This window comes from Bradyrhizobium sp. U87765 SZCCT0048, from assembly GCF_018131225.1.
Taxonomy (GTDB): domain Bacteria; phylum Pseudomonadota; class Alphaproteobacteria; order Rhizobiales; family Xanthobacteraceae; genus Bradyrhizobium_A.
The window spans coordinates 1,219,160-1,234,116 of the sequence record NZ_JAFCMM010000001.1; the positions used below are offsets into that span (position 1 = coordinate 1,219,160).

The 14,957-nt window shown below is 64.9% G+C and carries 15 protein-coding genes; 5 read left to right on the forward strand and 10 right to left on the reverse strand.

The window, feature by feature from the left end:
* Positions 1 to 30 precede the first annotated feature (30 nt).
* A complete protein-coding gene (locus JQ639_RS05240) occupies positions 31 to 1,440 on the reverse strand; it encodes a phenylacetate--CoA ligase family protein (RefSeq protein WP_211970966.1) in 1,410 nt (469 codons plus the stop codon).
* 118 nt (positions 1,441 to 1,558) lie between these two features.
* On the opposite strand from JQ639_RS05240, the gene JQ639_RS05245 reads away from it, so the two are divergent.
* Positions 1,559 to 2,632, forward strand: coding sequence for a glycosyltransferase (locus JQ639_RS05245; RefSeq protein ID WP_211970969.1), 1,074 nt, complete (start codon positions 1,559 to 1,561; stop codon positions 2,630 to 2,632).
* On the opposite strand, the gene JQ639_RS05250 is transcribed toward JQ639_RS05245, so the two are convergent.
* The 4 genes from JQ639_RS05250 to JQ639_RS05265 are packed head-to-tail and all read right to left on the reverse strand — an operon-like array spanning position 2,610 to position 8,834.
* A complete protein-coding gene (locus tag JQ639_RS05250; protein ID WP_211970971.1) occupies positions 2,610 to 4,091 on the reverse strand; it encodes a lipopolysaccharide biosynthesis protein in 1,482 nt (493 codons plus the stop codon). The two genes, JQ639_RS05245 and JQ639_RS05250, sit on opposite strands and share 23 nt — an antisense overlap.
* Positions 4,088 to 6,124, reverse strand: a complete 2,037-nt coding sequence (locus JQ639_RS05255; protein WP_211970972.1) for a heparinase II/III family protein — start codon at positions 6,122 to 6,124, stop codon at positions 4,088 to 4,090. Before JQ639_RS05255 ends, JQ639_RS05250 begins: the two co-directional genes overlap by 4 nt.
* A gap of 9 nt (positions 6,125 to 6,133) precedes the next feature.
* Complete coding sequence (locus JQ639_RS05260; protein WP_211970974.1) at positions 6,134 to 7,426, reverse strand: glycosyltransferase family 4 protein; 1,293 nt, start codon at positions 7,424 to 7,426, stop codon at positions 6,134 to 6,136.
* Positions 7,407 to 8,834 carry a nucleotide sugar dehydrogenase gene (locus JQ639_RS05265; RefSeq protein WP_211970976.1) on the reverse strand — a complete coding sequence of 476 codons (1,428 nt, stop codon included), beginning with the start codon at positions 8,832 to 8,834 and terminating at the stop codon, positions 7,407 to 7,409. Before JQ639_RS05265 ends, JQ639_RS05260 begins: the two co-directional genes overlap by 20 nt.
* A 227-nt stretch (positions 8,835 to 9,061) precedes the next feature.
* Between JQ639_RS05265 and JQ639_RS05270 the strand changes: the two genes are divergently transcribed.
* The gene (locus tag JQ639_RS05270) at positions 9,062 to 9,418 is read left to right on the forward strand and encodes a VanZ family protein (protein ID WP_211970978.1); all 357 of its coding nucleotides are present in this window, start codon (positions 9,062 to 9,064) and stop codon (positions 9,416 to 9,418) included.
* A gap of 79 nt (positions 9,419 to 9,497) precedes the next feature.
* On the opposite strand, the gene JQ639_RS05275 is transcribed toward JQ639_RS05270, so the two are convergent.
* Complete coding sequence (locus JQ639_RS05275) at positions 9,498 to 10,088, reverse strand: 5-oxoprolinase subunit PxpA (protein ID WP_349644724.1); 591 nt, start codon at positions 10,086 to 10,088, stop codon at positions 9,498 to 9,500.
* A 123-nt stretch (positions 10,089 to 10,211) separates the two neighbouring features.
* On the opposite strand from JQ639_RS05275, the gene pxpB reads away from it, so the two are divergent.
* Both pxpB and JQ639_RS05285 read left to right on the forward strand, forming a co-directional pair.
* A complete protein-coding gene (pxpB, locus tag JQ639_RS05280) occupies positions 10,212 to 10,940 on the forward strand; it encodes a 5-oxoprolinase subunit PxpB (RefSeq protein ID WP_211970985.1) in 729 nt (242 codons plus the stop codon).
* Positions 10,937 to 11,971 carry a 5-oxoprolinase subunit C family protein gene (locus JQ639_RS05285; RefSeq protein ID WP_211970987.1) on the forward strand — a complete coding sequence of 345 codons (1,035 nt, stop codon included), beginning with the start codon at positions 10,937 to 10,939 and terminating at the stop codon, positions 11,969 to 11,971. The genes pxpB and JQ639_RS05285 overlap by 4 nt, the downstream gene beginning before the upstream one ends.
* Positions 11,972 to 12,006: 35 nt before the next feature.
* Here the strand turns inward: JQ639_RS05285 and JQ639_RS35495 are convergent, their stop codons facing one another.
* On the reverse strand, positions 12,007 to 12,138 hold the full coding sequence (locus tag JQ639_RS35495; protein WP_256443105.1) for a hypothetical protein: 132 nt from the start codon (positions 12,136 to 12,138) through the stop codon (positions 12,007 to 12,009).
* Positions 12,139 to 12,347: 209 nt separating this feature from the next.
* Between JQ639_RS35495 and JQ639_RS35225 the strand changes: the two genes are divergently transcribed.
* Positions 12,348 to 12,464 carry a hypothetical protein gene (locus JQ639_RS35225; RefSeq protein ID WP_371745191.1) on the forward strand — a complete coding sequence of 39 codons (117 nt, stop codon included), beginning with the start codon at positions 12,348 to 12,350 and terminating at the stop codon, positions 12,462 to 12,464.
* Between the two features lie 118 nt (positions 12,465 to 12,582).
* Here JQ639_RS35225 and JQ639_RS05295 read toward each other — a convergent pair whose 3' ends face one another.
* From JQ639_RS05295 to JQ639_RS05305, 3 genes are all read right to left on the reverse strand, one after another.
* On the reverse strand, positions 12,583 to 12,900 hold the full coding sequence (locus JQ639_RS05295) for a hypothetical protein (protein ID WP_211970989.1): 318 nt from the start codon (positions 12,898 to 12,900) through the stop codon (positions 12,583 to 12,585).
* 86 nt (positions 12,901 to 12,986) lie between these two features.
* The gene (locus JQ639_RS05300) at positions 12,987 to 14,117 is read right to left on the reverse strand and encodes a PLP-dependent cysteine synthase family protein (RefSeq protein ID WP_211970991.1); all 1,131 of its coding nucleotides are present in this window, start codon (positions 14,115 to 14,117) and stop codon (positions 12,987 to 12,989) included.
* Positions 14,114 to 14,956 (reverse strand): IclR family transcriptional regulator, encoded by an 843-nt coding sequence (locus JQ639_RS05305; RefSeq protein ID WP_211970993.1) that lies wholly within the window; start codon positions 14,954 to 14,956, stop codon positions 14,114 to 14,116. Before JQ639_RS05305 ends, JQ639_RS05300 begins: the two co-directional genes overlap by 4 nt.
* Position 14,957 lies beyond the last annotated feature (1 nt).

Here is a 14,957-nt window from a genome sequence, read left to right on the forward strand (position 1 = left end):
CGAAGCCTGCGCTCCTTCGGGCAACGCATCTCAATCGTGCGGAACCTGCAATCGCTGATCGATGAACTTGCGCTTGCCGCGCCCGGACATCGGCAGCTGATCGACGATCTTCAGATGGATCGACAGGTCGCCCGCCGCACGCAGCGCCATGCGCTGGAGATAATTCGACAGATCCGGCTGTTCGCCGTTCTCCGTCACGATCATCAGGTCGATCTCACCAGGCGTCGTCTGGATGAATTGAATTTCGCGCGTCATGTCGCGATCGTCGATGGGCACACACAGGCCCGCGAACGGAATCAGCGTCCCCGACTTGCCGACCACATACTCGCTGTTGCGTCGCGGCGTCATGCGCCGAACCACCAGTTTGAAGCCATTGGCGACATGCGGCACCTCGACCAGCTCGGCCACATCGCGTGTGTCGTAGCGGATCAGCGGCATCCCCTTGTAAAGGAGGCCAGTCGAGACGATACGGCCGACTGTCCCTGGCGTCGTGACCGGACGACCGTCGTCGTCCACGAGCTCGGTATAGCCGTAAAGCGGATTGAACTCGTAAGTGTCCGGCTCGCCGTCACGCTCGACAGCAAAAGCGACCTTCTCGCTGAGGCCGTAGAACGGCACGATCCTGGCCTGGTCGAAGGCGCGGGCGATCAGCTCGCGCTGATGCGGGTAGAACTTTTCAGAGATCGGAAACATGCCGCGGATCTGCGACAGCGGCGCAAGGCCCTTGCGGATCAGGTACTCGGCGAAGATTGCGATGGCCGAAGGATAGCCATGGATGAACGCGATCTTGCCGTCGCGAATCTCCTGCAGATAGCTCGCCATGGTCTCATCATTGAGATGGAAGACCGAAACACGCAGTTCGCGCAGCGCCGGCTCCCGCTCCAGATGCCGATGCTCGCCATCGATCAGATCGAAGCCGCGGAACACACAGCGCCAGTCGCCGGCAGTGAAACCCGCCCGCGACCAGGCGTCATGAATGAAGGCGTATTCGATCGGGCTGCGATTGCGATCGAGCAGGAATGACAGCGGCTGGCCCGACGAGCCGTCCGTCGACGCACGGTCGAGCGTCTCCGGTGGAACCGTGCACATCTCGAGACGGTGGTCGAGCACGGTCTGGCGCGACAGCGCCGGCAGACGCGACCAGACATCCGGATCCATCAGGGCGCCGCCCCGCCGCTCACCGATCAGCGGTCCGATGGTGCGAGCGTAATAGGGCGCATTCTTCAATGCGCGATCGACTACCTCGGACAGCTGCGTCCGACGATAGGACTCGACGAAGGCGACATCCTCGCGCGATTTCGCGATCTGCTCGCGCCAATGGCGGTACGTGCCGCCGAATTTCATCGACGTCGGAACATGCTTAAGCACCCGCCCGACGTAGGCACGGGTTGACAATGGCAACCTGACGTAGGCACCTCTTGCGACATCAAGAAGAGTCATTCGTCCTTCTCCTGTCCCGTTGCGGCAGCAGACTACCCGATTTACTCGCTCTCTGCTTCGCCGGCCTTACTTCAATGTCTAAATTCTGCGTTTACCTTAATCGTTCAGATTACAATCGATGTTGATACAGCCAGGACATCTCGCAATCTATGTTGCCGCCCTCAACCGTGGCGGCGCCGAACGCGTCGCCGCACTGCTGGCGACCGGCTTGTTCGAAGCTGGCTGGCGCATCAGCCTGGTGGTCGACTTCGAGGCGAGCGACAATCGCGCGCTGGTCGCTCAGCGAATCCCGGTAACCGTTCTCGGGCAATCCCACGCCTCCGCGACGCTGAAGCTGGCCCGCTTCCTGCGCACGGAGCGGCCCGATATCGTGCTCGCCATCGGCGGCGGCGCCAATGTCAAGCTCGCCGCGGCGCGCGTGCTGGCCCGCTCCGGCGTTCCAATCGTCCTGTCGTATCACGGCCGCTCCGACGTCGGCCGCGGCCGTCTCGGCCATGCCTCCTACACTTTTGCCCGCAGGCTGTCGCGTCATGCCGGCATGGTCTGCGTGTCCGACGGCCTCGCCGATCACCTCTGCAACGACTGGCACGTGCCGCGCGAACGTATCACACGGATCTACAATCCGGTTTCCGTCGAGCGCGCGCTGCCGGTGAGCCGCGAAGCGCTGGCGCAGCGCCCGCCGATCGTGATGAGCGTCGGCCGTCTCAGTCCCGAAAAGGGCTTTTCCGACCTCATCGAGGCGCTGCCGCACCTGCGACCCGATGCACGGCTGGTCATCTATGGCGAGGGGCCAGAACGCGCCGCCCTCCAGGCCCAGGCAGAGCGCCTCGGCGTCGCGGAGCGGCTCGAACTCGCCGGCTATCGTGACGATCCATGGCCCTGTTACGCCACCGCGCGCTGTTTTGCCCTGGCCTCGCCCAAGGAGGCGTTCGGCAACGTGGTGGTCGAAGCGCTGGCTTCCGGCCTGCCGGTGGTCGCGACCCGCAGCGGCGGCCCGGACGAAATTCTGGCGCATGGTGGTTTCGGTACGCTCGTCGACAACAGCGACATCCCCGCTCTCGCAGGTGCGATCAATCACGCACTGGACGATCCGGGTGATCCCTTGCCTCGTGTCGCTCATGCCAGGACGTTCGACGTGGCAACCGCTGTCACGAACTATCTCGCCCTGTTCAACAGGATGCTGACGCGCTGACCGGTGGTCGCAGCGCGGCATCGCCATGCCACACCTCCCACGGCCGATCGAACATCCGCCTGAGGGAGAAGCCGAACAGCGCCAAGCCAGCCGCATAGACCACCGCAAAAGCCGGTGTGCAGACGAGCAGAACGACGATCGATGGCGCACCGGCGACAAGTGACCGCACGGCGATCATGGCAAGCGCGCCGAGGCCGCTGGACACCACAAGCCCGAGGAGGGCGCGAGGCGCGATCGTGAATGGCAGCTGGCGCAGCGACAGCGCGGCGCTGCCGATCAAGGCGACCAGGGCCGACAGTGCGGCGACCATGGCGGCGGCCTGCGGTCCGCCGATTGGAATGACCAGCAGGCCGAGCACCGCAGACACGATTGCCGGGGGCACCATGCTGACGAGTTGCAGCCAGTTCTTGCGCACCACAAAGAACACGTTGTCGAAGCAAAAGTTCTTCAGGCTGGTGCACAGCGTCGCCAGCGCGATCCACGGCATCACCCGCGTTGCCTCGATCCGATAGGCCTCGGGCAGCACGAGGGCGCCGAACGGCTGCGCCAGCACGGCGACGCCAATTGTCACCGCGCCACACAACAGCAGCAGCGCCAGTAGCGTGCCAGCCTGCACCCGCCCGGCGACCTCGCGGCCATCGCTCAGATAGCTGCGGACCAGGGTCGGATAAGTATAGGGATTGAGCGAGCCGCTGAACAGTTCGATCGGCTGGCGTGCCAGCGCAAACGCAGCCGCATAAAGACCAACGCTGGCCGGCCCCATCGCATGATTGAGGATGAAGCGATCGAGCCAGCCCACGACCTGCCCGAGCACCGTCACCAGCACGATCGGCAGACCGAAGGCGAGCGCGGCGCGATATCCCGCGAGCGGAATGGTCGGGCGAGGCATGTCGCGGAACGCGGCCGCGCACCCGATCAGGCCCATGACCAGGGTCGCCAGCGACACGCCCAGCGATGCCGTGAGGAAAGAGGAGCCGAACATCGCCTCGGCGCCGATTGCGCAGGCGAGCGACAGTACGGCGCGACCGACCTCGATCGCCGCATAGAGCTTGTGGTTCTGGCGCGTCTGCAACAGCGTCAGCCCAAGCCGCAGGATGGCGAACGATGCGACATAGACCAGCACTGCGACCGTAAACGGCCCTGCAAGGCTCGGCTGTACGAGTGCCAGCACGACCGCCCCGACCAGCGACACGAGACACGAGCCGACCGTCAGCACCAGCGTGCGGCCGAACTGGGCCGGCGACGGCTCCCCGCGACCGCTGTCGCTGCTGAGGATAAACAGGCGAACCCAGCCGCCGACCGCCATGTCGAGAATCTCACCGGTGGTGACCACCAGCGCGAACAAGCCGTACTCCTCGACCGGCAGAAGCCGCGTCAGAACGAGCAGCAGCACGAAGGTCGACAGCCGTGGCGCCAGGTTGGCGCCGAAATACAACAGGACGTTGGCGCCCGCGATCATCGCCCCGGCTCCGCAGCGCCGTCGGTCGCGGCAATCGATGGCGCCTGGTCCGGCTGCAGCCGCACGGCCGCCATCGCGATCCGCGCGGCGCCCTCCCATGGCTGCACCGCAATCCGTGTCTCGAAACGCCGCTCCTCAGGATCGGCCGCCGCAAAGACGATACGCGTGCCGGCGCGCATCACGCCGAAGGCCGGGGAATACTCCGCGGCCTCGAACCGGCAGGACATGTTGCCGGGGATGGTGAAAGCCAGCAGCGGCGCCCTCGCCCGGCTGACGACCACCATCGAGCCATCCAGGGTCGCGGACAGATCGGGATGCAGCAGGAAGCCGATGCGGATACTGCTCAGGGCAGCCGAGCCGCCACGGCCTGCAGACAGCAGCTCATCGACAATCATCAGGCCATCAGCGTCGATCGCGACGCTCCGCTGGCAGATCAGGCCATAGTCGCGGACATAGCCATCATGACGGGCGACGACCCCGCCGCCGGCGCCATCCCCGCTTGCCACCAGTTCTGTCGTTGCCGCATGACGCCAGTTGAAGGCGCCTGCGATCTTGCTCTGGTCCACCCCATCGATGCACAAGGTATTGTGCGCGGCGGTGCCACGCAGACGATCGCGGATCTCTCCGCCGGCGTGATACAGATAGGTGCCGGCATCCACCAACACCGGCTGGCCGTCGAGATGCAGCATCAGCGACAATGCATCGGCATGGCCATGGGCGGCGATCGACAGATAGCCGAGCGGCCCGTGATCCATCGCCACCAGCGCGGCGCGGCGGCCAAGCGTGCCGCGGTAAACCGTGTAGCCGCCTTCAGCGAACGTACGGACCCCCTCGAGCTTCGGCAGCGCTGCCGCGCGCCAACCAATCACGACATTGCGCAGTTGCGGACCGCCGAACGCCATCGCCAGATCGTCACGCCCGGTGGCGACCGCAATGGCGTTGACGACTGACGCGACATAGAAGGCCTCGTGCCCCTCACCCGAGGAGATCACCCGCCCCTCGTCGTCGTCGCCGATCCGCGGCTGATGGCCGTTGCTGTCGGTGATCCAGCGCAGGCAATCCCCCGCGGCCCCGATCCGACCGATGACGTCGGCCGGAAAGGGTTGTCCGGCTTGCGCGGCGATCATGAAGGCGAGCAGGTACCATTCGCAGGTGAATGCCGTGTAGGTCGGAGACTGCTCGGCGCCGACGCCATCGTCGTGGATCTGCCGGAACGCCTCCTCGATCAGGATCCGGCGCCCTTCGGCTGCCGCCTCGCCGAGACCGGCGTCCGGCCACAGCGTGCCGAGGACGAACAGCGCCGCGGCTTCCGCAATCAGATGATTGTTGGCCGACGAATGCTTTGAGGGATAGCGCTGCAGCCAGTAGGCATGCGCCGCGAGACAGGACGCGATCTTGCGGCTGAGACGTGCTCCGACCCGCCTCTCGCCGAGCAGGCCCACGGTCAGCGTGATCGCGACGACGCGCAACGCCAGCTCGATGCCCGAGACCCAGTTGACGCCCCTGAACGGTGGATTGGCGTCGATCCAGCTGTCGATCAGATCGAGCGCAGACTGCGCGAGCTGCTCCTCGCCGTCGGTAACCGCAAGCGCCGCGATCACCGGCACGAACTGCAGGCGGTTGAGCTCCCACACCAGCTTGACGTCACCACGCTCGCGATCGTGACGATAGGGGATGGCGAAGCAGTAGACATCGTCCGGCCAGCGCAAGCCGGAGACCGGATCACGATGCCAGTCGATCCCTTTCGAGATCGTGAAAGCATGCCCCAGCGCGCGGTAGATGCCGGGGCCATCGGACGACGGAGCGACCGTACGCCAGGCCTGGCGAACATCGTCGCTCACCAGTGACAGCGCCGCGCGGTCGATCACGATCGCCGGCAGGCGACCGGTGTGCGGCGCGAAGTCATCCCAGCAATAGTTCCGCCGCGCCGCCACGCGACGCTTGGCGGCTTCACCGACCCGATGCCAGATCTCGCGCGCATCCATCGCTCGCAGGCGATTGACGTACCAGCCGAGCTTGTGCGCCACAGCCATGATAATGCATCACCTCGGACGGGCCTGGGACGGCGTCACGCGCGGCTCGCCGGCTCCCTTGCGAACTGCCCAGCTGCGCCGTGCCAGCGCGGCGTAGGCGCTGAGCAGTTTTGGCGCCTCGTGCGCCCACGACAATTCGTTCTCGACCCGGCGCCGGCCGAACGTACCCATGACGGCGCGCCGCGCCGGATCGTCGAGCAGCTGCAGGATCTTGGCCGCCATGTCACGGGGATCGTTGCGCAATGCATAAAGCGAGGCATCGCGCGCCGACACCTTGCCTTCCGTCAGGTCGAACTGGACGATCGGCTTGCTGAGCGCCATGTACTCCATGATCTTGTTCATGGTCGACTTGTCGTTCATGTCGTCGGCCTTGTCCGGATTGACGCAGACATCCGCCGTGTTCAGCATCTCGAACAGGTCGTGGTCGCTGGCGCGGCCGGTGAAAGTCACATAATCCTGCACGCCAAGCGTGACGGCAAGACGCTTCATCTCGTCGAGCGCGGGACCACCACCGACGATGCCGAAATGAATATCGTTCCGGCCGTGATCCTCGACGATCGTCTTGACCGCGGCAAGCAACAGATCGATGCCTTCCTGCGCGCCGATGACACCGACATAGCCAACCAGGAAGCGCCGCCCCTGGCGCAGCGAATCGTTCGGCGGCAGCAGCTGGATGCGGGTCAGATCGGGTCCCGACCGCACAACGAAGACGTCATCGGGATCCATCTGGCCGCGCGTCAACGCGATCTCGCGATAGGATTCGTTGGTCGCCAGCGAAATATCCGCGGTCTTGAAGGTCAACCATTCCAGCAGCACGAGCAGGCGATAGAATGCGTCCTTGCGCCCGAATTTCGACATGTAGAGTTCGGGGTTGATGTCATGATGATCGAAGATGAACTTCTTGCCGAACAGGAACTTGAAGAAGCCCGCGATCAGGAAGATCGTATCCGGCGGATTGCAGGCATGAATGACGTCGAAGCCCTGCGCGAACAACACCCGCCAGGCAAGGAAGAACTCGCACAACAGCGCCCAGCCGTACTCCAGCGGATAACCCGACGCCCGCTTCGCCTCGAACGGCATATTGTGGCGATAGATATGAACGCCGTCGATGAACTCGTAGGACCGGTCGGCCCCAAAACCCTTCGGACAGATCACCGAGACCGTGCAGCCGGCGCGCGCCAGCGTCTTGGCTTCCGACCACACCCGCCGGTCGAACGGAACCGCGAGATTTTCGACGATGATCAGGACGCGGAGCGGCCGGCCGTTCCTGACCAGTCTGCTGTCACCAGTTGATTCCGACATAGCGTGCTCCCAGCTTCGGGGTGTCCCAGAGGCGGGCAAGGTCGAGGACGATCTGGTCTTCGCGGATCAGAGCTTCGATATTGCGGAACTCAGGCGATGCATTGCCGATGATGATGACTTCGGCACTTTCCACGGTCTCGCGCATCGACGACATCATGATCGAGCCGATGTGCGGGATCGCCTGCTCGATGTGACGGCGATTGACGCCGGTCAGTGCCGACAGGTTGACGCTGGCATCGTAGAGCTTGAGGTTGTAGCCCTTGCCGATCAGCCGCTCGATTAGTTCGACCTGCGGGCTCTCGCGCAGGTCATCGGTGCCCGGCTTGAAGCTGAAGCCCAGCACCGCGATGTTGCGGTGGCCGAAGCCGATCACCTTGCTGATCGCGCGCTCGATCTGGATGCGGTTGCTCGGCAGGATGTTGGACAGGATCGGCGCCTCGACGTCGAGCTGACGGGCGAGATAGGTCAGCGCCCGCGAATCCTTCGGCAGACACGAACCGCCGAAGGCAAAGCCAGGCTTGAGATAGGTCGGGGAGATGTTGAGCTTGGTGTCCGAACAGAACACATCCATCAGTTCGTGGCTATCGATGTTCAGCGCCTGGCAGATGTTGCCGATTTCGTTGCCGAAACACACTTTCAGAGCATGCCAGGTGTTGTCGGCATACTTGATCATCTCGCTGGTCTCGAACGCAACGGTGAACACCGGTGCGACGATGCCCTCATAGAGACCGGCAACCTGGTCGCCGGCTGCCGGTTCGTCGGTACCGATCACGGTCTTTGGCGGCGAGAAAAAATCGGAAACTGCGGTGCTCTCACGCAGGAACTCGGGGTTATAGGCGACCGATAGACCCTCGCCGCAGCGACGGCCGGACTCGCGCTCGAGGATCGGAATAATGGTGTTGCGCATCGTGCCGGGAATCATCGTCGAACGCACGACGACGAGATGGCTGCCCTTCTTGTTGCGGATCGCGCGACCGATCTCGGCGACCACGCCGCAGACGATATCGATATTGATGCTGCCATTGTCGCGGCTCGGCGTACCGACGCAGATCAACGAGACATCGGTGTCGTCGATCGCCTGCTGCACGTCATCGACCGCCGTCAGGCGCCCGATCTGCACCAACTCCTGCATCATTTCGCCAAGGCCAGGCTCGACCACCGGCGGCTTGCCCTCGCGGAAGCACTGCCGCTTGATATCATTGACGTCGAGGCCGATCACCGTGTGGCCAACCTTGGCGAAGCAGGCAGCCGAAACGGCGCCGACATAGCCGAGGCCGAAGATGCTGATGCGGCGCGGCGCCGTGTTGACGGGAATTTGCGCCTTGATCTTGGGTAGGCGAGCGCCCTGCTCCAGCATCGTGCCGGGAGCCAGTTCGATGAGATCAGAGTCGCTGAGCCACGCTTTCACTTTGCAATCTCCCCTAGGGTCATCGGTAGTTAATCACCGGACCGCCAAAGAGAAAGCATTTCAAAACTCTGATCGCGCGTTAGGCTTACCCCACCGCAATCCGAGAGATCGCGTTAAGCAGGCATTAACCCTAAGAGCGACGGTTAGGAGTTTGCAAAGCGACGTTAAACAATTTTTCGCAAATTTGCCGACAACAATCGGAGTTGACCGCGGCGGATCCGAGCTCCATGACATTGCAGACAATTCTACGCGTGCTCGCGTGGGCCTCGATCCTTGCCATCGTCGTGGTGACCGACGGACCGATCGGTCTGCGGCCGGTGACCCATCTGTCTCCGAACATCGAACGTGCCGCGGCCCTGGCCTTCGTCGGCGGCCTGTTCGCACTCGCCTATCCCAATCGCCTGGTGGTGATTTTCATCGCCCTGGGGCTTGCGATAGGTATTTTCGAACTGGCGCAGGTTCTGTTCTCGGGACGTCACGCCCGCCTGCACGATGCGGTGGTCAAGGTGGTCGGGCTGGCGGCAGGAATTGCGGCTGGCCACGTCGCCAATCGCTTGCGGGCACGTTTTCACGACGCCGCATGATCCAGAACGTGCGTTGACGTTCCCGCCCCCCGGGAAAAGGGCGGCTGCCTGTGATGGGCCGGCTGGCCGCCGCCCCGGCTCAGGCCGCGGCCTGAGGATCCCTCAGCATGGCTCCCGGAATCTTGCGCGAGGTCAGGTTGCCATCGTCATCGTACTGCCGGTCGCAGAACCGCTCCCGCGCCACCGGCAAGCCGAGGCGCCGACCCGCTTTCTCCATTTCGGAGCCAGCCAGCGCGACATAGATCAGGTCCCGATCAACGGTCTTGAGCGCACGGCCGATGGCCATGGCATCGTCCTCCCGCACTGCCGCCATGTTGTTGAGGGCGCCGTGAGGCTTCACATGGGTGACCTTGACGTTGGAACAGGACGCCAGCGCCTGCAGCGCGCCGATCTGGCGCGCGATCAGGTATTCGAGCTCGGCCAAATTCATGTCGATCTGGCGCCGGCCGAACCCCCACAGGTTGTTGAAGCCTGGATGCGCGCCGATGCTGACGCCTTCGGCCATAGCCCGCTGCACCACGGAGTGCATCATCAGCGGATCGCCGGCATGAAAGCCGCAGGCGACGTTCGCCGACTTGATGATCTTCGGAATCGCGTCGTCGTCGCCGATATTGCAGGCGCCAAACCCCTCCGCCGTATCGGCGTTCAAATTCGCGGAAATCGACTTCACACCTCCCTCGACGCGGGTTCTGGCGGCGCCAGCCTTTCAGCCGGTGAACCGTCTCGTTGAAACTTGGATTGATCGCACGGCACCATTGATAGTAGGACAATGGGATACAGGGAGCCGACGCACATGACCGGATTCCGTTTCCTGCAGGCATCGGACAGCGCCGTCGTCGTCGAGTTTGGCGAAACCGTGGACCGCGCCATCAACGACCAGGTGCTGGCGCTCGCGGACGCCGTCGACCGTGCGGCGATCGTCGGCGTCATCGAACTGGTGCCGACCTTCCGCTCGCTGATGATCCATTACGACTCGCTGATCACCGCCGGCGACGACATCGAAGCCGCGGTGACGCAGATTGCCCGCCAGAGCCAGACGATCACCCACGGCACACGACAGCTGTGGCACATCCCGGTCTGCTATGAGCCATCTCACGCGCCGGACATCGAGGAGATCGCGCGCACGCTGTCTCTCACCCCCGGCGAGGTCGCCGGGCTTCACGCGGCAACGCGCTATCACATCTACATGATCGGCTTCGTGCCGGGATATCCCTATATGGGCGACGTCATTCCGGCGCTGCAGCTGCCGCGGCGCGTGGACCCGCGCACGCGTGTGCCGCCGGGATCGGTGGCGATCGCCACCAACATGACCGCGGTCTATCCGTACGAAAGTCCTGGCGGCTGGCATCTGATCGGCACCACACCGGTTCGGTTCTTCGATGCGGCGAGCCCGCGCGGAGCGCTGCTCGCCGCGGGCGACGCAGTGACGTTCGAGTCGATCGACGCAACCGAATTCGCGCGCATCAAGGCCGCGGTCGAGCGCAACGAGTTTGTCCCGGCCAGCCAAGAGATCGGCCCATGAGTCCACTCGTCAAGGTCATCAAGCCCGGTTTCCATTCGACACTGCAAGATGCCGGCCGGCGCGGCCATCAGGACATCGGCGTGCCCGTCTCCGGCCCGCTCGACCGCTTGAGCTTCGTGCTCGCCAATGGCCTCGTCGGCAATGCACTGGACGCCGCCTGCCTCGAGCTCATCGGTTCGGGGCCCGAATGCGAGATCCTTGCGCCGTCGGTGCGGCTCGCGCTGGTCGGCGGCAGCGCGCAGATCGACATTCTCGGCCGTGACGAACAGGCCCCCGCGGGCCAGAGCCTGCGCGCGGTGAAAGGCGACGTCGTCCGCATCCGCCTTGGCGGCGAAGCGCTGTGCAGCTATCTGGCATTCGAGGGCGGATTCGACGCGCCGCTGTGCCTCGGCAGTCTGTCGACCTACACCCGCGCGGCCTTCGGCGGCCTGTCCGGACGCGCGCTGCTGGCCGGCGACATCCTGCACGGCCATCGCGACGACGTCCCCGCACGCACGGAACTCGCGCTTCCCGCCGCCCAGGACCTGCAGTTCGCGCAGCCGATCCGGATCGTGCTCGGACCGCAGGACGACTACTTCGACGCAGCGTCGATCACACTGCTGTTGTCGTCGACCTACACGATCGCCCCCGCATCGGACCGCATGGGCTTCCGCATGGCCGGCCCCGCCCTGCATCACAGCCGCGGCTACAACATCGTGTCCGACGGTATCGTTGCCGGCTCGATGCAGGTCCCCGGCTCCGGCCTGCCGATCGTGCTGATGGCGGACGCGCAAACCACCGGCGGCTATCCGAAGGTCGCGACCGTGATCTCCGCCGACCTGCCGTTGCTCGGCCGCCGCAAGGCCGGCCAGACGGTGACCTTCAAGGCCGTCACCCGGGTCGAGGCCGAGGCCGCGCGCCGGAGCGAGCACGCCGCTATCCAGGCAACGCTGGCCGCGTTGCGGCCCGCCGGCGACGCCGACGGCATCAATGTCGACGCGCTTGCCCGCCATAACCTGATCGGCGGCGTCGTCGATGCGACGCGGCCCTGACACCTGCTCTATCCCTGCCCATCTCATCGGCGACATCATGGCGACGGCGGCCTCGCCGGCCGCAGTTCGGTCGGATCGAGGCCGGTCAGGCTCTGATAGACGTCAGGCGCGGTTGCGCCCTCGGTGTTGAACAGCAAGACGCGCGCCTGCGCGTCCAACCCGATCATCTCGCGCCATGCGGGCGAGGAGGCCGCGACCGCTGTGCAAGGCCATCGCCCGATGGCTTGGCAGGAGAGCCAGCATGCTGCCGACCCGGGCCGCTGCGGCCGGCCCCAACATCTCCTGATCGATCCCCAGAAGCGGCTGGCCATGGTTCGCGTCGGTGCCGGAAGTGCAGCAGTGCTACGACGTCACCGGCGCAAACGACTTCCTGCTGGTGCTGATGGTCTCGACCATGGAGGAATACGAGGGCCGGGGCCGCCTCCTGTTCCTCGAGAACAGGAACGTCAAGCACTACCACACCCAAGGACTTACACACCTAGTGTCGCGATGAACCGGGTGAAGACCGGTGTCAGCGTGCCGGTGAAATGAGCCCCGCTGCGGTCCTCATTCGTCGAATTCGCCGATCGACCTGACAGCGGCCCTTCGGGGACCGTCGGTCAAGGGACGGATCAGGACAATGGCGCGATGGTCGCATGACCTTGTGGCACGACAGCGAGGCCGCCCACGACCCGCATCACCCCGAGATGGCCGTGCATGAGGCAGGCTTCATTCTCCCCGGCCCGCATCAACGCCTCGATCGCATCATGCAGCACGCGGTCCTGCTCGGCGTCGGCGGGGCGCGGCAGGTTCATCAGATACACCTTGGCATCATGCAAGGTGCGCAGGCAGGTGCCGGAGGACAGGACGATTGGCTCGGGGAAACGGTCGGACCAGGACACGGGCATCTCCTCGCGATTCGGCGCCGCTTGCCGCGGCTGCAACACCATCCGCGTGGAACCCACTCTGGGTCAGGCAGCGTATGGCGATCACCCCAACCAGCAACGCCGGCGTTCGTTCCCGCGCCGCGACCAAGCTAAACGGTTTCAACAACCAGTGGTTCCCCGTCGAGGAACCGGTCGATCGCCCGCTCATAGGGGCCCAGACCGAGATTCTGCGCGGCGATCCAGCCATCGTTGTAATAGCTGCCGAGATAGCGGTCGCCACCGTCGCAGATCAATGTCACCAGGGACCCCTCCTGGCCAGCCTGCTGCATTCGCGCGGCGACCAGACACAGGCCGAAGAAATTGGTGCCGGTCGATCCGCCGACCTTGCGGCCGAGCCGGCGTGACAGCACCCGCATCGCCGCCAGCGACGCCGCGTCCGGAATGCGGATCATCTCGTCGATCACCTCGCTGAGGAACGACGGCTCGACGCGTGGCCGGCCGATCCCTTCGATGCGCGACGGCAGGTCGCTGGTGACGCCGCGGTCGGCTTGCCGATAGGCATCGAAGAACACCGAGTTCTCGACGTCGACGACACACAGCCGGGTGCTGAAACGCCTGTAGCGAATGTAACGCCCGATGGTGGCGGTCGTGCCCCCGGTGCCAGCGCTCATCACGATGACGGCAGGCACCGCATGCGGCTCGCCGCTCATCTGCTGGAAGATCGACTCAGCGATGTTGTTGTTGCCGCGCCAGTCGGTGGCTCTCTCGGCGAACGTGAACTGGTCGAGATAAACGCCCTTCAGGCGCTCGGCGAGGCTCGTCGCCTCGGCATAGATCTCGGACGGACGCTGCGCGAGGTGGCAGTGCCCACCCTGGCGCTCGATCGCCTCGATCTTCTCGCGCGACGTGCTCCCCGGCATCACCGCATAGAACGGCAGGCCGAGCAGCCGCGCAAAGTAGGCTTCCGACACCGCGGTCGAGCCGGACGAGGCCTCGACGATCGGCGTATCGCCGCGAATACGGCCGTTGCAGATGCCATAAAGAAACAGCGACCGCGCCAGACGGTGTTTGAGGCTGCCCGTGGGATGGGTCGATTCATCCTTGAGATAGATCGACAAGCCCTTCAGCGCCGGCGCATCGAAGTGCAGCAGGTGGGTGTCGGCGGACCGCCGCTGGTCGGTCTCGATCAGGCCCAGCGCCTGGGTTGCCCAGTCGCGATCGGCCGCCGCGGGACCCGTGATCGGCACTGTGAGAGTAAAGACCGTCGGATCATCGCTCATTTCTGGTTCACGCGTGGAATTCCTGAAAAGCACAACTGACGAGAGACTTGCGCGGCGGCCTCGACCAGCGCCTGCACCGACGGATCGCCGTCGGTTGCCTGACCATCAGGGCCGGCGATGGCGAGCACGGCCACGAGTTCACCCTGGGAGTCGAACACCGGCGCCGCGGCGCCGCGGATATTCTCGACGAAATGGCCCTTGAGCCAGCCGAAGCCCGATTTGCGCACCTTTGCCTTGACGCCATCGACCGCCCGACGCCCCTCGGGCGACGCGAGAAACCTGGCGCCGAGTTCGCGCTCGAGGCGCCCGCGGGTGTTGTCCTCGGTCAGGTAGGTGAGAAAGACATGTCCCGTGGCCGAGGCGAACAGCGGAAAGACGGTGCCGAGCCCCAGCGACGTCACGCCAATGCCGCCGCCCCTGAACCAGCGTACCACGGTCGGGCCGCCGTCGCCCCAGACCGCGAGCGTACCACCTTCCAGCGTGCGCGCCACCAGCTCCTTGAGCGCAGCCGTCGCGAGGTCGATGGCCTCGACGCGGGCGAGCGCTGCAAGGCCGACACGCAGGGCCCGCGATCCCAGGTCGTAGAGACCGGTCGCGTCGTCCTGGGTGGCAAGGCCACAGCGCACGAGGCTGACGAGATAGCGGCGGGTCTGGCTCAATGACAGCCCCGCCCGACGCGCCGCCTCTCCCAGCGTCAACGGCCCGGGACTGTCGGCGAGAACGTCCAGCACCGAGAAGCCGATTTCGACCGACTGAATTCCCTGGATGCGATCGGAGGCGGCCGACCGCCGTGAGCCCGATGAGGACCCACGACCGGCCGGCTTGGTCTTTTTTGCCATG

What these genes read in the sequence shown, in the direction of transcription:
- JQ639_RS05240 (WP_211970966.1), bottom strand. Translation starts at nt 1,440, where the DNA reads ATGACTCTTCTTGATGTCGCAAGAGGTGCCTACGTCAGGTTGCCATTG.
- JQ639_RS05245 (WP_211970969.1), top strand. Translation starts at nt 1,559, where the DNA reads ATGTTGATACAGCCAGGACATCTCGCAATCTATGTTGCCGCCCTCAAC.
- JQ639_RS05250 (WP_211970971.1), bottom strand. Translation starts at nt 4,091, where the DNA reads ATGATCGCGGGCGCCAACGTCCTGTTGTATTTCGGCGCCAACCTGGCG.
- JQ639_RS05255 (WP_211970972.1), bottom strand. Translation starts at nt 6,124, where the DNA reads ATGGCTGTGGCGCACAAGCTCGGCTGGTACGTCAATCGCCTGCGAGCG.
- JQ639_RS05260 (WP_211970974.1), bottom strand. Translation starts at nt 7,426, where the DNA reads ATGTCGGAATCAACTGGTGACAGCAGACTGGTCAGGAACGGCCGGCCG.
- JQ639_RS05270 (WP_211970978.1), top strand. Translation starts at nt 9,062, where the DNA reads ATGACATTGCAGACAATTCTACGCGTGCTCGCGTGGGCCTCGATCCTT.
- pxpB (WP_211970985.1), top strand. Translation starts at nt 10,212, where the DNA reads ATGACCGGATTCCGTTTCCTGCAGGCATCGGACAGCGCCGTCGTCGTC.
- JQ639_RS05285 (WP_211970987.1), top strand. Translation starts at nt 10,937, where the DNA reads ATGAGTCCACTCGTCAAGGTCATCAAGCCCGGTTTCCATTCGACACTG.
- JQ639_RS35495 (WP_256443105.1), bottom strand. Translation starts at nt 12,138, where the DNA reads ATGATCGGGTTGGACGCGCAGGCGCGCGTCTTGCTGTTCAACACCGAG.
- JQ639_RS05295 (WP_211970989.1), bottom strand. Translation starts at nt 12,900, where the DNA reads ATGGTGTTGCAGCCGCGGCAAGCGGCGCCGAATCGCGAGGAGATGCCC.
- JQ639_RS05300 (WP_211970991.1), bottom strand. Translation starts at nt 14,117, where the DNA reads ATGAGCGATGATCCGACGGTCTTTACTCTCACAGTGCCGATCACGGGT.
- JQ639_RS05305 (WP_211970993.1), bottom strand. Translation starts at nt 14,956, where the DNA reads ATGGCAAAAAAGACCAAGCCGGCCGGTCGTGGGTCCTCATCGGGCTCA.